This window comes from Paraburkholderia sp. Ac-20347, assembly GCF_017104805.1.
GTDB classification, from domain to species: domain Bacteria; phylum Pseudomonadota; class Gammaproteobacteria; order Burkholderiales; family Burkholderiaceae; genus Paraburkholderia; species Paraburkholderia tropica.
In genome coordinates this window covers 1-15,562 of the sequence record NZ_JAAGPN010000192.1, presented here as the reverse complement: position 1 = coordinate 15,562, position 15,562 = coordinate 1, and the positions used below count along the sequence as shown (strand labels likewise).

Sequence of the window (15,562 nt, the reverse complement as noted above, 5' to 3'; positions counted from 1 at the left end):
CGCCGTTCGCCGTCGTGACCGACGAAAAAACCGGCCACAAATACCCGATTGCCGATTACGAACTCACGCCGAATATCGCCATCGTCGATGCGGATCTCGTCATGCACATGCCGCGCGATCTCACGGCTTACGGTGGCATCGATGCAGTGACGCATGCGCTCGAAGCGTATGTTTCCGTGATGGCGAACGAGTATTCGAACGCCCAGGCGTTGCAGGCGCTCAAATTGTTGAAGGTGTATTTGCCGTCCGCTTACGCACGCGGCGCGGGCGATCCGGTTGCGCGTGAGCAGGTTCACAACGGCGCGACGCTGGCCGGTATCGCGTTTGCGAATGCGTTCCTCGGTGTGTGCCACTCGATGGCGCACAAACTCGGCGCGGAATTCGGTCTTGCGCATGGCCTCGCGAATGCGCTGCTGATCGCGAACGTGATTCGCTACAACGCGAACGACGTGCCGTCGAAACAGGCCGCATTCAGTCAATACGATCGCCCCGTCGCGCGCTGCCGTTACGCGGAAATCGCGGATGCGCTTGCGCTCGGCGGTGTGTCGGTGGACGAGAAGGTCGAGGCGCTGGTGGCGTGGATCGAGGAACTCAAGCAGTGGCTCAACATCCCCGCGTCGATTCAGGCGGCGGGTGTGCCCGAAGCGCGATTCCACGCGTGTCTCGACGCGCTTGCGGAAAATGCGTTCGACGATCAATGCACGGGCGCGAATCCGCGCTATCCGTTGATTGCCGAAATCCGCCAGGTGTTGCTCGATAGCTATTACGGGCGGCCTTATGTCGAGAGAGTCGGCGACATGGCCGAAGCCGAAGTCATCGTTGCAATCGACGGCCTGTAAACGTAAAAAACCCGGTCGCCCATCGGGCAACCGGGTCGTCGATTCGCGCATGTCACACGCCTTGCGACACGCTCGACAAGCCCCGCGCCGAACGATGCGATCGTTCGCGCAGGGCGACTCTCATGGTGCGATCAAGACCAATCAGAAGCGGTGGCGAATGCCCACCGTGCCGACGACCTGCGAGCTCGACGACGATGCCGAGAAGCCGACGATATCCGCGCCGATGCCCGAATCGCCCGTGCTGCCCACGTGCTGGTACGCAGCTTCGGCGTACACGTCGGTGCGCTTCGAGAGCGCGTAATCCGACTGCAGCGTGATCTGGTGGTACTTCGGATCGACGCCCTTCAGGCTCGCGTCCGTGTACGTGTACGCGCCCGAGAACGACAGGGCCGGCGTCAGGTTGTAACGCGCGTTGATTTCATAGTTCGTGAAGCGCGCGCTGCCGTCGAGGCCGATGCCCGACGACGTGCCCGAGTTCGACGAACCGATCAGCGTGGCGTTGCTCAGCTGCGTCTGCGTGAAGACGAAGCCGACGTTCGCTGCGCCGAACGCGTAGTTCACGCCCGCGCCGTAGGTGCGTTGACGGCCTGCCGTGAAGGTCGCGTCGGTGCTGACCGCGCCGCTCGTGTTGCTCGAACCCGAGCCGTTGACCTGCAGGTAGCCGGCGCCGAACTTCAGGCCGCCGAATGCGTACGATGCGCCGACGCTGTAAGCGCGGTTGTCAGCGAAGCCGTCAGCTTCGTTCGAGAAGCCATAGAGGGCGCCGAACTTGAAACCGTTGTAATCGACGCTCTGGAACTTGACCGAGTTGCTGATACGGAACGAGTTGTTCAGGTTGTCGTTGTCGTACGGGTGCGAAGCGATCGTGCCGCCGTATTGCGTGCCGTTGAGCGCGAGCGGGGCGAGATAGTCGACCACGCTGTCGTACTGGCGGCCGAGCGTCAGCGAACCGTACTGGTCGCTCGACAGACCGACGAATGCCTGACGGCCGAACATGCGGCTGTTCTGCTTGAGCGCGCCGCTCATGACGCTGAAGCCGTTTTCGAGGACGAAAATCGCCTTCAGGCCGCCGCCGAGGTCTTCCTGACCCTTCAGGCCGAAGCGGCTGCCGTTCAGCGCGCCGCTGGTGGCTGCGAATTCATGCGCGCCGCCCGAGTTGCTGCTGTAGGCGATGCCTGCGTCGATCAAACCGTACAGCGTGACCGTGCTCTGTGCGTGGGCGACGCTGGCGAAACCGGCGGCCGCGACTGCGAGAGCGGAAAGGGTAGTCTTTTTCATCGTTACTCCATGGAATTGTTATTCGCTCGATGAGAGCGAGCGCGGAGCATAACGCGATATCCAAAATTGTTTTTTACGCTTGTGGTCTGCACGCCACGATTCGAATCACCGATTGTTCTTTGTTATTCCCGTTTATTACGCGGCGGGAACGTTCGATCGAAATGTGCCGTAAAAAACGGGGGTTTTGTTCGTCGTCGACTCGCTGCGGGCGCGCTGAGGAACGCGATTCTCACGAATTTTCTGAAATATTCGTTAATCGAGATTACGAATTATTGCGAGCGAAGAATAGCGCAATGAAATGCACGTTATTCCGAAACTAAACGTGTCTTGGGGAATTTTCGATGCGAATTTCGCAGAAATTTTCAGCGTCGATTTGCGTCGTTGGATGTGTGCGACGAGTGAGAGGAAAGTGGTGCGCAATCACGTGATGTGACTATGGCGCAACACGCCGCGACAGATTGGTTCATCGCGAATTTTTACGCTCGTTTACCGGCATTAAAACGTGTCGATCGACGCGGAGCCTTGTCGCGCAAGGCCGACACGGCCGCGGGCGTCCGCGCACATGATTTCCGTGTGCGCCCGATTCTTACTCGCAGTTACCGCAACCTTCCAATCTGACAAACAGTAAGGAGAATCATTCTCATTTGCAGCTATGATCGCGGCCTTTGATGCACATTGGGTCAAACGACCCGCCATTACGCTGATTACGCTGCGGACACCCACTCATGAACCGAACCACACACTCACCCGCGCAGGCGTTTCGCCTGGCTCCGCTCGCCGCCGCCGCTTTCGCGCTGGCGAGCCTGTCCGTCCAGGCGTATGCTGCCGACGCCACGAGCGATAGCGGCACCACGGACAGCGCGAAGTCGTCGGTGCTGCCCGCCGTGAGTGTGAAAGCCGACCGCGACGCGCTGCCCGGCGATCTCGCACCGGCCTACGCGGGCGGGCAGGTCGCGAGCGGCGCGTCGATCGGCGTGCTCGGCAAGCAAAAGATGCTCGACGTGCCGTTCTCGGTGACGAGCTACACGTCGAAGCTGATTCAGGATCAGCAGGCGCAAACGATCGCCGACGTCGTCGCCAACGACCCGGCCGTGCGCACCGCGCTGGGCTACGGCAATTTCTCCGAGACCTATATCATCCGCGGCTTCCAGGTCTATTCCGACGACGTGGGCCTCGACGGCTTCTACGGCCTCACGCCGCGCCAGATGGTCGACACCGGCGCGATCGAGCGCGTCGATATCTTCAAGGGCGCGAGTGCGTTCGTGAACGGCGCGGCGCCGGGCGGTTCGGGCGTGGGCGGCACGATCAACGTGCAGACCAAAGTCGCGGACGACAAGCCCGTCACGCGCGTGACGGTTGAGGGCAGCGCGTCGGGCGAACTCGGCACGCACGTGGACGTGGGCCGTCGCTTCGGCGACAACGACCAGTTTGGCATTCGCGTGAACCAGACCGTGGTCGGCGGCAGCACGGCCGTGCAGAACCAGGACAATCACTCGCAGCAGACCGCCATCGCGCTCGATTACCGCGGCGACAAATTCCGCCTCAACGCCGACTTCCTCTATCAGAAGAACAACATCACGGGCGGCCGTCCGGGCGTGTTCGTGACGGGCGACGACATGCCGTCCACACCGTCGGCGAGCTACAACTACGCGCAGCCGTGGACGTATTCGAAGCAGGAAGACACGGTCGGCATGCTGCGCGGCGAATACGACATCGCGCCGAACTGGACCGCTTACGCGGGCATCGGCTCGCGTCATACGACCGAACTCGGGCAGTACGAGACGCCCACCTACGATGCGGGCTCGACGACGGCGTATCGGATGAACACGCTGTTCAAGGAAAACGCGATCTCGGCGCAGACGGGTGTGCGCGGCAAGTTCAATCTCGGCCCGGTTTCGAACCAGGTCAATGCGGGCTGGCAGATCGAACGCATCGCGGAGTACGGCGCTTATAACTGGAGCTACGGCCTCCCGTGGTCGACGAGCCTCTACAACACCGCGACGGTTGCGATCCCGGGCACCACGTATGGCGCGGGCGACTTCTCCGATCCGGGCCTGACGAGCACGACGCTGATGCGCAGCTTCGTCGTGTCGGACACGCTCGGCTTCTTCCACGATCGCCTGCTGTTCACGGTTGGCGCGCGTCGTCAGAACATCGTCGAAAACGGCTACGAATACGGCACGGAAACGCAGGACTCGGCCTATAACGAATCGGCGACCACGCCGATTCTCGGCCTCGTCTACAAGCTCCAGCCGAATCTGTCGATTTACGCGAACCGCGCGGAAAGCCTCGTCGAAGGCGGCACCGCGCCGAGCACCGCGGCCAACGTCGGCCAGGTGCTCGCCCCGTTCCGCGCCAAACAGTACGAAGCGGGCGTCAAGTACGACGCGAATCATTACGGCGCGGCGTTCGCGATCTACCAGATCAAGCAGCAGGTCGCGTACACGAACAGCGTGACCAACATCTACGCGGCGGACGGCATCCAGCGCCATCGCGGCGCGGAATTCTCCGTGTACGGCGAGCCGCTGAAAGGCCTGCGCGTGATCGGCGGCGTGTCGTATATCGACGCGAAGCTGATGGATACCGGCGACGCCTCGGAAGAGGGCAATCGTCCGATCGGCGTGCCGGCGTGGACCTTCAACGCGAACCTCGAATACGACGTGCCGCAGGTGCAGGGCCTCACGCTGATGGGCCGCGCGATCTGGACCAGCTCGCAATATCTCGACACGGCGAACACGCAGAAGATCCCGTCGTGGACGCGTTTCGACGTGGGCGCGCGCTACAAGACGCAGATCCTCAAGCACGACACGAGCTTCAACGTGATGGTGACGAATCTCGCCAATCGCTCGTACTGGTCGTCGGCGCTCGGCGGATATCTGACGCAGGCCGAGCCGCGCACGGCGTGGTTCTCGGTGACGACGGACTTCTAAACGGAGCCATCGCGCATGCCGCGCATAGCTGCTATGCGGCATGCGCGCGCCCAACGCCATGCGCGGTCCGGATAATTTCAGGCATTCCGAAGCGCGTCCGGCCCCGCGGCTGAGTTCGCGCGACACCTTGCAACAGGGAGCCTGAACTCATGTCTGAATCCGCCCAGCCGCGCAACGGCGGCCGCATCCTCGTGGACGCGCTCGTGCGCAATGGCGTCGATACCGTCTACTGCGTGCCCGGCGAAAGCTATCTGCCGGTGCTCGACGCCTTGCACGACGCGCATGGCGTGCGCACGATCACCACGCGCCACGAAGGCGCGGCCTCGAACATGGCCGATGCCTACGGAAAGCTGACGGGTCGCCCCGGCATCTGTTTCGTGACGCGCGGCCCCGGCGCCACGCACGCGAGCAACGGTGTGCATACGGCGAGCGAAGATTCCACGCCGATGATCCTGTTCATCGGCCAGGTCGAGCAGGATTTCATCGGTCGCGGCGCATTCCAGGAAGTCGATTACCGCCAGATGTTCGGCGGCATCGCCAAGTGGGTCACGCAGATCGAAAGCGTGGAGCGCATTCCCGAGATCGTCGCGAAGGCGTTTAGCGTGGCGCTCTCGGGCCGTCCGGGTCCGGTCGTGATCGCGCTGCCCGAAGACGTGCTGTTCGGCGCGGCCGCCGTGGCTGACGCACCGGCCGTGCGCATCGCGCATGCCGCGCCGGAGCCGCAGGCGCTCGACACGCTGCGCGAATTGCTCGACGCCGCGACGCGTCCGCTGGTGGTGGTCGGCGGCACGGGCTGGGACGCCGAATCGGGCGCCGCGCTCAAGCGTTTCGTGCACGCCAACAATCTGCCGGTCGCGGCTTCGTTCCGCCGCCAGGATCTGTTCGACAATCGCGATCCGCATTACGTCGGCCAGCTTGGCCTCGGCGTGTCGCCGAAACTGTCGGATCGCGCCAAAGAGGCCGATCTGGTGATCGTCGTCGGTTCGCGTCTCGCCGAAACGACCTCGTCGGGCTACACGGTGTTCGAAAGCCCCGCGCCGAAGCAGACGATGGTGCATGTCCATCCCGATGCCGAGGAACTCGGCCGCGTGTTCCAATCGCGCATGCCGATTCACGCGTCGCTGCGCGCATTCGCGCTGGCGCTCGACGGTGTGAAGCCGGTCGCGGCCGCCTCGCAACAGCGCTGGCAGGCGTGGACGGAAACGGCGCGCGCCGACTACGTCGCGCATTCGACGCCGCCCGCGCCGAGCGCGGAAATTCGTGGCGTGGATCTCGCGCAGGTCGTCGCGCATCTGAACGACGTGCTGCCCGACGACGCCGTGATTTCGAACGGCGCGGGCAACTACACGGTCTGGGTGCACCGTTTCTATCGCTATCGCAGCCCGGCCACGGAACTCGCGCCGACCAACGGCGCGATGGGCTACGGCTTCCCGGCGGCCATCGCGGCGAAGATCCAGAATCCGCAGCGTTCGGTCGTGTGCTTCGCCGGCGACGGCTGCTTCATGATGTATCCGCAGGAACTGGCGACGGCGGTGCAGTTCGGCGCACCGCTGATTGTCATCGTCGTGAACAACAATATGCTTGGCACGATCCGCATGCATCAGGAGCGCGAATATCCGGGCCGCGTGTCGGCCACGCAATTCGTGAATCCCGATTTCGTGGCGATGGCGCAGGCTTTCGGCGCGCATGCCGAACGTGTCGAGCGCACCGAAGATTTCGCGGCGGCCTTCGAGCGCGCGCAGCGTGCCGGCGTGGCGGCGCTCATCGAGCTTCGCACCGATCCGCTGCAGATCACTCCCGCTAACCGTTTGAGCGCATGAGCATGACAACCGACATTCAAGGCATGATGATCATCGGCGGCACGCCGGTGAAGGGCGCCGATGGCGTGACCTACGCGCACGCGGCGCTGACCGGCGAGGCGCTCGCGCCCGCCTTCGGCTGCGCGAGCGCCGACGACGTCGAGCGCGCGTGCACGCTGGCGGGCGAGGCATTCGACGCCTACCGCGCACTCTCCGACGAGCGGCGCGCCGCGTTTCTCGAAGCGATCGCCCAGGCGCTCATCGATCTCGGCCCGGCGCTGACCGAGCGCGCGCATCTGGAAACCGCGCTGCCGATGCCGCGTCTCGAAGGCGAGCGCATGCGCACGGTGAATCAGCTGAAGCTGTTCGCGGCAGTCGTGCGCGACGGCCGCTGGCACGGCGCGATCATCGATCCGGCGCTGCCGCAGCGCGCGCCGCTGCCGCGTCCGGATCTGCGTCTGCGACGCATCGGCCTCGGACCGGTCGCCGTGTTCGGCGCGAGCAATTTCCCGCTCGCGTTTTCGGTGGCGGGCGGCGACACGGCGTCGGCGCTGGCCGCAGGTTGCCCGGTGATCGTCAAGGCGCATCCGGCGCACCTCGGCACGTCGGAACTCGTCGGGCAGGCGATCGCCCGCGCCGCACGCGAAACCGGCATGCCGGACGGCGTGTTCTCGCTGCTGATCGGCGAAGGCACGGCGGTCGGCGAAGCGCTCGTGCGTCATCCGGAGATTCAGGCCGTGGGCTTCACGGGCTCGCGTCAGGGCGGTCTCGCGCTGCAGCGCATCGCGCAGGCGCGCCCCGAGCCGATTCCCGTCTACGCGGAAATGAGCAGCATCAATCCGGTCGTGCTGTTGCCCGCCGCGCTTGAAGCGCGCGGCGAGCAGATCGCCAGCGAGTACGCCGATTCGATCGTGCTCGGCACGGGCCAGTTCTGCACGAATCCGGGCATCGTGCTCGCGCTCGAAGGCGCGGCGCTCGACGCGTTCTGCGCGAAGGCTTCGCAGGCCATCAGCGCGAAGGCCGCGACGACCATGCTGACGCCCAACATCCACGCCGCGTATTGCCGCGGTGTCGATCGCCTCAGCGCGCTGGCCGACGTGACGACGCTCGCGAACGGCCGTGAAGCGGCAGGCGCGTTCGACGCGGTGCCCGCGCTGCTGCGCACCGACGCGCGCGCGTTCCTCGCGGAAACGGAGATGCAGGAAGAAATCTTCGGGCCGAGTTCGCTGATCGTGGCGTGCCGCGATCTCGACGAGCTGCGCACCGTGCTGCGCCGCATGAGCGGCCAGTTGACGGCCACCGTGCATCTCGACGAAGCCGATCACGAGCACGTCCGCACGCTGTTGCCGACGCTCGAACGCAAGGCGGGCCGCGTGCTGTTCAACGCGTTCCCGACCGGCGTCGAAGTCAGCCATGCGATGGTGCACGGCGGCCCGTTCCCGGCGACGTCGGATACGCGCACGACCTCGGTCGGCGCAACCGCCATCGACCGTTTCCTGCGGCCGGTCTGCTATCAGTCGGTGCCCGATACGCTGTTGCCGGAAGCGCTCAAGCAGGCGAATCCGCTCGACATCTGGCGTCTTTACGACGGCGATCTGAAGCGCGATTAAGGCATGAATAAACCGGCATAAAGCTGGAAAGCACAACGCCCGCGAATGCATCTCATGATGCGTTTGCGGGCGTTTTCATTTGGACTTCGCTTCGAGCGTGGATCGTCGAAATCAGTCGTGCGAAAGCGGCGGCTCGTCCGGCGCGGCGAGCGTGAGCATCGTGCCGGGCCAGTCGCCGCTCGTCACGAGATCGGCGGCGACGTCGCGAATCATCTGCGCCACGCTCCAGACGCCGTCCGGCATCGTGCGATTTTGCGGCCACGCAATCGCCACGTCGCGCATGACCACGGGATTATCGAGCGGCACGCATTGCAGGCGGCCATCGGCGACTTCCTCAATCACGGAAGCGGCGGGCAGCACCGTGCAGCCGCATTGCGCGATCACGAGACGTTTGGTGAGCGAGATCGAGCCGTCGCATTCAAGCACGATGCGCGGCGTGAAGCCGTGGCGCGCCGCGAGCGATTCGACCAGCACGCGCAGGCCGTGATGCGTGCTCGGCAGAATGAGCGGCACCTGGCCGAGCATGCTGACATCGGCGGGTCCTTCGGGCAGCGCGTAATTCGCCGGCGCGACGAGACAGATCTGTTCCGCGAGCAGCGTGTCGAACTGCATCGCGCCGCGATGCTCGGGCACGTACATGACGGCCAGATCGATTTCGCCGTCGCTCAGGCGGCCGAGAATCTGGCTCGCGAGACCTTCGATAAACCGCACGCGCGTATTTGGATAACGCGCGCGCAGCCGATGGCCGAGGCTCGCGAACATGATGCGGGCAATCGTGGGTTGAGCGGCGATGACGAGCCGGGCGGGGCCGCTTTCGACGCCGCTGCGCATCGCGCCGCGCGCTTCGTCGAGCGTGCGTTCGAGCGTTTGCGCATAACCGAGCAGCTGGGCGCCGCGTTCGGTGAGCCCGACGCCGCGGCCGCTGCGGCGGAACAGGCGCACGCCCAGTTCGGCTTCGAGCACGGCGATACGGCGGCTGACGGTGGACTGGTTCGCGCCGAGTTCCATCGCGGTGCGCGAAATGCTGCCGGTCTTCGCGACGTGGGCGAAGACGGCGAGGTCGTCTGAGTTCATGGGCGATTCACGAGCGGCGATGTACACGCGAGTACCGGGGTGGCCGCGGGGGCCGCGCGCATGACGCAGGCGCGGGCCGGTACGGATTGCGCAAGTGCTCGTTATATCACGTCATGACCCGGAAGCTGACGTTTTCCTTGATACCAAAAGGGACGCGGCGCGTGACCGGGAATCGTTCGGAGACCCAGGCACGCGCCGCTTTCAGTCGAATTCAGTCGAATTCAGGCGAAGCGATCAAGCGTGAAAATCAGGCTTGCCCTTCGAGTTGCTTGTTGCGCGTTTCAGGCAGGAACACGGCGACGATGAACACCACCACATACGACGCCGCCGCCCACACGCCAATCGACTTCGCCAGCCCGACCGACGCGCTCGTGATGCCGACTGCAGCGGGCACCAGCGAACCGATGCCGCGACCGAAGTTGTACGAGAAGCCGCCCGCCGACGCGCGGATCTGCACCGGGAACAGCTCGGTGAAGCACGCGCCCATGCCGGAGACGATGCCCGACTGGAACAGGCCGAGCGGAAAGCCCAGCACCAGCAGCGCGGACATCGGCAGATGCAGGTGCGTATAAGCCAGCACCGTGAGCGTCGCGCCGGCCGCCGAGAGCGAGAAGGTCCAGCGTCGGCCGATCGCATCGCTCAGATACGCCATGCCGACGTAGCCGCAGAACGAGCCGAAGATATTGACGGCAAGATACATCGTCGTCAGGTTGATGGTCAGGCTTTGCGTTTCGCGCAGATACGTCACGAGCCACGTGAGAATCGTGTAGTTGCCGCCGAGCGCGCCGGCTGCCATCGCCGAGGCCAGCAGGGTGTGCGGCAACACGCTGGGCGCGAAGATGCGGCCGAAGGTGTCGAACAGACCGCTTTGCGCGCGGAATTCCGCTGCCGATTCAAAGGCCGCCGATTCGTCGACATTGCGGCGCATCCACAGCACCAGCAGGCCCGGCAGAATGCCCAGCAGGAACAGTACGCGCCACGCATATTGTTCGGGCAGCGCGCTGAACAGCACCCAGTAGAGCAGCGCGGCGAGCGCATAACCCACGGGCCAGCCACTTTGCACGCAGCCCACGGCGCGTCCGCGAATGCGCTTGTCGACGACTTCGCCGATCAGGATCGCGCCCGCGGCCCATTCGCCGCCGAAGCCGAGACCTTGCAGACTGCGCGTGAACAGCAATTGATGGAAGCCGTTCGTGAACGCCGAGAGGCCGGTGAACAGCGAGAACCACAGAATCGCGAGCTTGAGCACGCGAACGCGGCCGATGCGATCCGCGAGCACGCCCGCAATCACACCGCCCACAGCCGAGGCAACCAGCGCCGAGGTGCCGATCACGCCGGCCTGCGCCTTGGTCATGTGCCAGGCGGTCAGCAGGGTGGGAATGACGAACGCGAAGAATTGCACGTCCATGGCGTCCAGAACCCAGCCGAGGAAACACGCCCAAAAGGTGCGCCGCTGGGAGGAATTCATGGTGCTGTACCACGTCTGCATGAGGTTGATCTCCAGCGCAGGCTGCCGCCCGCTTTGTTTTATATCGAAGGTCGGGCAAAGACTGCCTGACCGTGAAATAACTTGTGACAGTGATTATGCGGGCATGCCCGATTGCCGCCCTTGCGTATGACGCATAGCAGATATGCGAAAAAAGACAGAGTGCGTAAATAACGCTATGGAATGCTCAAGCTTCTCAAGTTTCAATGAATGTTGCCGTAGACGGAGGCAGCGGCACGAATTTGAATTCCTCTGTTCTTTCAGCGATTTCACTCTGCGATATGTTTAAAAAAATTACAATCCGCGCGCGCCTGGCTCTCGCGATGGGGTTTCTCGGCTGCCTACTGGTCATTGGCGGCTCGATGGGGGTTGCAGGTGTGAGTTCCAGCAATCACGATCTGCAAACGCTGTATTCCAATCAACTGGGTTCGGCGGTGGCGCTGAGCCAGACGAGCGTCGCGCTGGCGCGCAGTCGTCTGTGGCTGTTCCGCATCGGCATCGCGCCCGATGCACCCGACATCGCGCGCTCCGAACAGAACTCGCGCGATCAGCTCGATCACGCGAAACAGTCGTGGGAGGCTTATCGCAAGCTGCCCAGCTATAACGACGAGGAAGCGCGCAAGGCCGACGAAATCGACGCCAAACTCAAGCAGTTGTTGCAGGACGGCTATGAGCCGATTTATCGCGCGATCGAAACGAAGGACGGCAATCAGATTCGCTCGGCAGTCCAGAATACGTCGTCGGCGTTATATGGCGACGTGACGGGCAACATCGACGCGTTGCAGAAAATGCAGGCCGGTTTTGCCGTCGCCAAATACGATCGCGCGCAAGAGCGTTTCCACTGGTTCGTGACCGTGGCCGTCTTGGGCGTGCTGTTTGCGCTGTGCGCCGCCGCGTTCGCGTGGATCGCGTTGCAACGCGCCATCGGACGTCCGCTTGCGCAGGCGCTCGCGCATTTCAAGGCGATTGCGAACGGCGATCTCACCGCGCGTATCGAAGTCCAATCGCTCGACGAAATGGGGCAATTGCTCGAAGGCGTCAAGGCGATGCAAACCAATCTCGTCGACATGATCGGCCGCGTGCGCGATGGCGCGAGCGCGATCAATACCGCCGCGCGTGAAATTGCCAGCGGCAATTCGGATCTCTCGCAACGCACGGAAGCGCAAGCCGCGTCGCTCGAAGAAACCGCATCGAGCATGGAAGAACTGACCGCGACCGTGCGCCAGAACGCCGAGAACGCGCGTCAGGCGACTTCGCTGGCGGGCGCGGCGTCGGACACGGCGCAACGTGGCGGCGTGGTGGTGGGCGAAGTTGTCGAGACGATGCAGGGGATCGCGGACAGCTCGCGGCGCATGAACGAAATCATCAGCGCGATCGAGAGCATTGCGTTTCAGACCAATATTCTGGCGCTCAATGCGGCGGTCGAAGCCGCGCGCGCCGGTGATCAGGGTCGCGGTTTCGCGGTCGTGGCGTCGGAAGTGCGCACGCTCGCGCAGCGCGTGGCCACGGCGGCGGGCGAGATTCGCGGCCTGATCGGTCAGGCGACGTCGCGCGTGGATGCCGGCTCGCGGCTGGTCGAGGAAGCGGGCAGCACGATCGCCGATATCATTCGCGACGTCTCGCGCGTGAACGAAATCCTCGGCGAAATTGCCTCGGCTTCCGAGGAGCAGAGCACGGGGATCGGCCAGGTGAACGTAGCGGTCTCGCAGATGGATCACGCGACCCAGCAGAATGCGGCGCTGGTCGAGCAGGCGTCGGCGGCGGCGCAGGCAATGGCGCAGCAGGCGAGCGGTCTCGATGAAGTGGTCGGTGTTTTCCGGGTGCGCAATTAAGCACACATCGCATTGCGCCGCGCGATATTGCCTTCGCGCGGCGCAAGCGAATCATCAGAAGTCCGATCGAACCGTCAGCATGACATTGCGCGTATCGCCGAATACGCTGTAATACGTGCTCGGCGGACGAATGTAATACTCGCGATTAAACACGTTATTCAATTGCAGCGACGCTTCAACATGCTTGTTGAATCGATAACCGATCTGCGCATTGAAAATCGCATAACCGCCTTGTTCGACGCCGCGTGAAATGCGCGTTTGCGCGAGCATGCCGCCGCCCACCGAGAAACCGCGCAACGTGCCGCGCGAGAACGTGTACTTCGTCCACAGCTTGAACAGGTGCTTCGGATCGGTGCCGTCGGTGAGATCGGGCGAATCGTTCTCGTAGTGCGCATTCAGATACGTGTAGCCCGCGTAGACGTTCCAGTCCGGCATCGGCTGGCCCGTGACTTCGAGTTCCACGCCCTGATCGCGCGCCTTGCCCGCCGACACGTAGTAATACTGGTGCGCGGGATCGGCCACGGCGCGATTGTTGTCGTCGATACGGAACAACGCAGCGTTCGCATTCAAGCGGCCATTCAGGAAACTGCCTTTCACGCCCACTTCATACTGCTCGCCCGAACGCGGCGGCAGGCCCGCGCCCGAATACGTGCTCTCCGTTTGCGCGTCGAGAAAGCGCGCGTAGTTCGCATAGGCCGTGATCGACGGCACGATATCCCACAGCAGCCCGGCGGACGGCAGGAAGCGGTGATTGATCTGCGCGTTGGTGGTCCAGTCGCCGACGCTCGGCAGCGTCGATTGCGTGCGGTCCTGCAGGAAAGCCTCGCGGCCGCCGAGCACCAGCGTGAGCGGATCGGCGAGCTTGATGCGCGCCTGCGCATAGACGCCGTACTGCACGGTGCGATGATTGGTGCCGAAGGTGTAGGGCACGTCCACGGCGGGCACGGCGTTCGGATCGTAGAGACTGAACGCGCCGCCGTACGGGCCGCTCAGCGCCAGATAACCCGATTGCGCGCTCGACGTCATCACCGAGTAATTCGCGCCGATGGTCAGCGTATGCGTTCGCCCGAACAGATGGATCGGACCCGAGACGTTGCTGTCCGCGCCGAACCAGTCGTAGCTCGTGCGCTGGCGCTGATCGCCGTAGAGCGCGAGACCGTTCGCGGTCGCGCCGGGACCGGAGTACGCGTAATACGCCTTCGAGAGTTCGTGTCGATAGAACAGCGTGGTCGACGATTGCCAGTCGTTTTCGAAGCGATGCACGAGGTTCGCGTTGCCTTCCTGCAGCGAGGTGTACGCGTAGTTCCAGCTCGGGCTGAAGTTCTGCGTGAACGAGCTCGGCACGCGGCCGGTGAGGGCGGTGCGCGTGCTGTTGAGCACGCCGCCCGCGCCGTAGTCGATGCCCGAAATCGGCGAAACCTGATAGCCGCCCGAGAGCGAAAGCGTCGTGCGCGGCGTGAGATCCCAGTCGAGCGCGCCGTAGGCCATCACTTCCTTGCTGCGCGTGCGGTCGATGGACTGCGTGCCGTCGCTGCCGACCAGCACCGCGCGTCCGCGCAGCGTGCCGTCCTTGTTCAGCGGCCCGGTCACGTCGATCATCTGGCGCACGCTGCCGAACGAATCGACCTGCGTTTCGGTCGACAGATGGAACTGATCCTGCGGGCGCTTGCGCACGAGATTCACCACGCCGCCCGGCTCGCCCATGCCGTCGATCGAACCGGCCGGGCCGCGCATGATCTCCACGCGGTCGTACATCGCCAGATCGAATTGCAGCTGATATTGCAGGCCGCTCAAGGTCGGCACGCCGTCGAACTCGATGCCGAGCTGCGAACCGCGCGCGCGGAAATACGCGGTACCGTCGCCGTAATCGATCGAGCTGACGCCCGTGACGTAGCGCAGCGCGTCCTGGATGGTCGTCACGTTCTGGTCGTCCATCTGCTGGCGCGTGAGCACGGAGACCGAGTTCGGCGTCTCCTTGATCGATTGCGCGACCTTGCCGCCGATCGTGGCCTGCTTCGCGGCGTAAGTGCCGCTGCCTTCGGTGGTTGCGTCGGTGTCGTTCGTGCCCGACACCGTCACGGCGGGCAGAACGTTACCGTTCGCGGCAGGCGCGGTTTGCGCGCGCGCCCACGGCGAAGCGAGGCTCAGCGCCGCGAAAGCGAGCGGCGTCATGGTGAGCGCGAAGCGCGGCGCGGCACGCGTTACACGGCGAGGCGCCAGCCTCCACCATCCCGAAGCCGGCGCGCGCTGCGCACCACGGTGGTCTATTCTCGTTGTCATCGTCAATCATCCCACTGTTGAAAAAGGCCGAACGACTTCCTCCCGCTCAAAGGCGGGCTGTAAAAAAATGCGAGGGACGATCGTTATGGACGGGTGTTTTGAGGGCCCCGTTTGCCCTTGATTTGCCTACGCGCGTCGATGGCCGCGCAGCACCACGAGCGCGACGAGCCACGGACCGCCGAGCAGCGTGGCGACGAGGCCCGCCGCCACTTCCTGCGGAAACGCGATTTGCCGCCCGAGCCAGTCCGCCGTGACCATCAGCAGCGCGCCGAGCGTCGCCGCGAGATAGAGCTGTGGCATCGGCCGCCGCGCGCCGGAAAAGCGTGCGATATGCGGTGCGATCAGGCCGACGAACGACAGCGGCCCGACCACCACGGTGGCGGCTGCGGTGGCCAGCGCGGCGAGCAGCAGCAGCGCGAAGCGCGCGCGGCCCA

At 64.2% G+C, this 15,562-nt stretch carries 10 protein-coding genes; 5 read left to right on the top strand and 5 right to left on the bottom strand.

What is annotated here, in order from left to right; genetic code table 11:
* Nucleotides 1-839 (top strand): iron-containing alcohol dehydrogenase (locus G3N97_RS27705; RefSeq protein WP_205996205.1); only part of this gene is annotated, 839 nt, incomplete at its 5' end.
* 141 nt (nucleotides 840-980) lie between these two features.
* On the opposite strand, the gene G3N97_RS27700 is transcribed toward G3N97_RS27705, so the two are convergent.
* The gene (locus tag G3N97_RS27700) at nucleotides 981-2,117 is read right to left on the bottom strand and encodes a porin (protein ID WP_205996204.1); all 1,137 of its coding nucleotides are present in this window, start codon (nucleotides 2,115-2,117) and stop codon (nucleotides 981-983) included.
* 725 nt (nucleotides 2,118-2,842) lie between these two features.
* Here G3N97_RS27700 and G3N97_RS27695 point away from each other — a divergent pair.
* The 3 genes from G3N97_RS27695 to G3N97_RS27685 all read left to right on the top strand — a co-directional run bounded on the left by G3N97_RS27695 (nucleotide 2,843) and on the right by G3N97_RS27685 (nucleotide 8,456).
* Nucleotides 2,843-5,047, top strand: coding sequence for a TonB-dependent siderophore receptor (locus G3N97_RS27695; protein ID WP_205996203.1), 2,205 nt, complete (start codon nucleotides 2,843-2,845; stop codon nucleotides 5,045-5,047).
* 149 nt (nucleotides 5,048-5,196) lie between these two features.
* On the top strand, nucleotides 5,197-6,867 hold the full coding sequence (locus tag G3N97_RS27690; protein ID WP_205996202.1) for a thiamine pyrophosphate-binding protein: 1,671 nt from the start codon (nucleotides 5,197-5,199) through the stop codon (nucleotides 6,865-6,867).
* Between the two features lie 2 nt (nucleotides 6,868-6,869).
* A complete protein-coding gene (locus G3N97_RS27685) occupies nucleotides 6,870-8,456 on the top strand; it encodes an aldehyde dehydrogenase (NADP(+)) (RefSeq protein WP_205996201.1) in 1,587 nt (528 codons plus the stop codon).
* A gap of 111 nt (nucleotides 8,457-8,567) precedes the next feature.
* Here the strand turns inward: G3N97_RS27685 and G3N97_RS27680 are convergent, their stop codons facing one another.
* Both G3N97_RS27680 and G3N97_RS27675 read right to left on the bottom strand, forming a co-directional pair.
* Nucleotides 8,568-9,530: a LysR family transcriptional regulator gene (locus G3N97_RS27680; RefSeq protein ID WP_205996200.1), complete on the bottom strand. Its 963-nt coding sequence runs from the start codon at nucleotides 9,528-9,530 to the stop codon at nucleotides 8,568-8,570.
* Between the two features lie 247 nt (nucleotides 9,531-9,777).
* Nucleotides 9,778-11,019: an MFS transporter gene (locus tag G3N97_RS27675; protein ID WP_205996199.1), complete on the bottom strand. Its 1,242-nt coding sequence runs from the start codon at nucleotides 11,017-11,019 to the stop codon at nucleotides 9,778-9,780.
* 278 nt (nucleotides 11,020-11,297) lie between these two features.
* Between G3N97_RS27675 and G3N97_RS40030 the strand changes: the two genes are divergently transcribed.
* A complete protein-coding gene (locus G3N97_RS40030) occupies nucleotides 11,298-12,848 on the top strand; it encodes a methyl-accepting chemotaxis protein (RefSeq protein WP_205996198.1) in 1,551 nt (516 codons plus the stop codon).
* A gap of 54 nt (nucleotides 12,849-12,902) precedes the next feature.
* On the opposite strand, the gene G3N97_RS27665 is transcribed toward G3N97_RS40030, so the two are convergent.
* Both G3N97_RS27665 and G3N97_RS27660 read right to left on the bottom strand, forming a co-directional pair.
* On the bottom strand, nucleotides 12,903-15,020 hold the full coding sequence (locus G3N97_RS27665; RefSeq protein WP_241030864.1) for a TonB-dependent siderophore receptor: 2,118 nt from the start codon (nucleotides 15,018-15,020) through the stop codon (nucleotides 12,903-12,905).
* 234 nt (nucleotides 15,021-15,254) lie between these two features.
* Nucleotides 15,255-15,562: iron chelate uptake ABC transporter family permease subunit (locus tag G3N97_RS27660; RefSeq protein WP_205996196.1), on the bottom strand; the 308-nt coding region annotated here is incomplete at its 5' end.

What these genes read in the sequence shown, in the direction of transcription:
- G3N97_RS27700 (WP_205996204.1), bottom strand. Translation starts at nt 2,117, where the DNA reads ATGAAAAAGACTACCCTTTCCGCTCTCGCAGTCGCGGCCGCCGGTTTC.
- G3N97_RS27695 (WP_205996203.1), top strand. Translation starts at nt 2,843, where the DNA reads ATGAACCGAACCACACACTCACCCGCGCAGGCGTTTCGCCTGGCTCCG.
- G3N97_RS27690 (WP_205996202.1), top strand. Translation starts at nt 5,197, where the DNA reads ATGTCTGAATCCGCCCAGCCGCGCAACGGCGGCCGCATCCTCGTGGAC.
- G3N97_RS27685 (WP_205996201.1), top strand. Translation starts at nt 6,870, where the DNA reads ATGACAACCGACATTCAAGGCATGATGATCATCGGCGGCACGCCGGTG.
- G3N97_RS27680 (WP_205996200.1), bottom strand. Translation starts at nt 9,530, where the DNA reads ATGAACTCAGACGACCTCGCCGTCTTCGCCCACGTCGCGAAGACCGGC.
- G3N97_RS27675 (WP_205996199.1), bottom strand. Translation starts at nt 11,019, where the DNA reads ATGCAGACGTGGTACAGCACCATGAATTCCTCCCAGCGGCGCACCTTT.
- G3N97_RS40030 (WP_205996198.1), top strand. Translation starts at nt 11,298, where the DNA reads ATGTTTAAAAAAATTACAATCCGCGCGCGCCTGGCTCTCGCGATGGGG.
- G3N97_RS27665 (WP_241030864.1), bottom strand. Translation starts at nt 15,020, where the DNA reads ATGACGCCGCTCGCTTTCGCGGCGCTGAGCCTCGCTTCGCCGTGGGCG.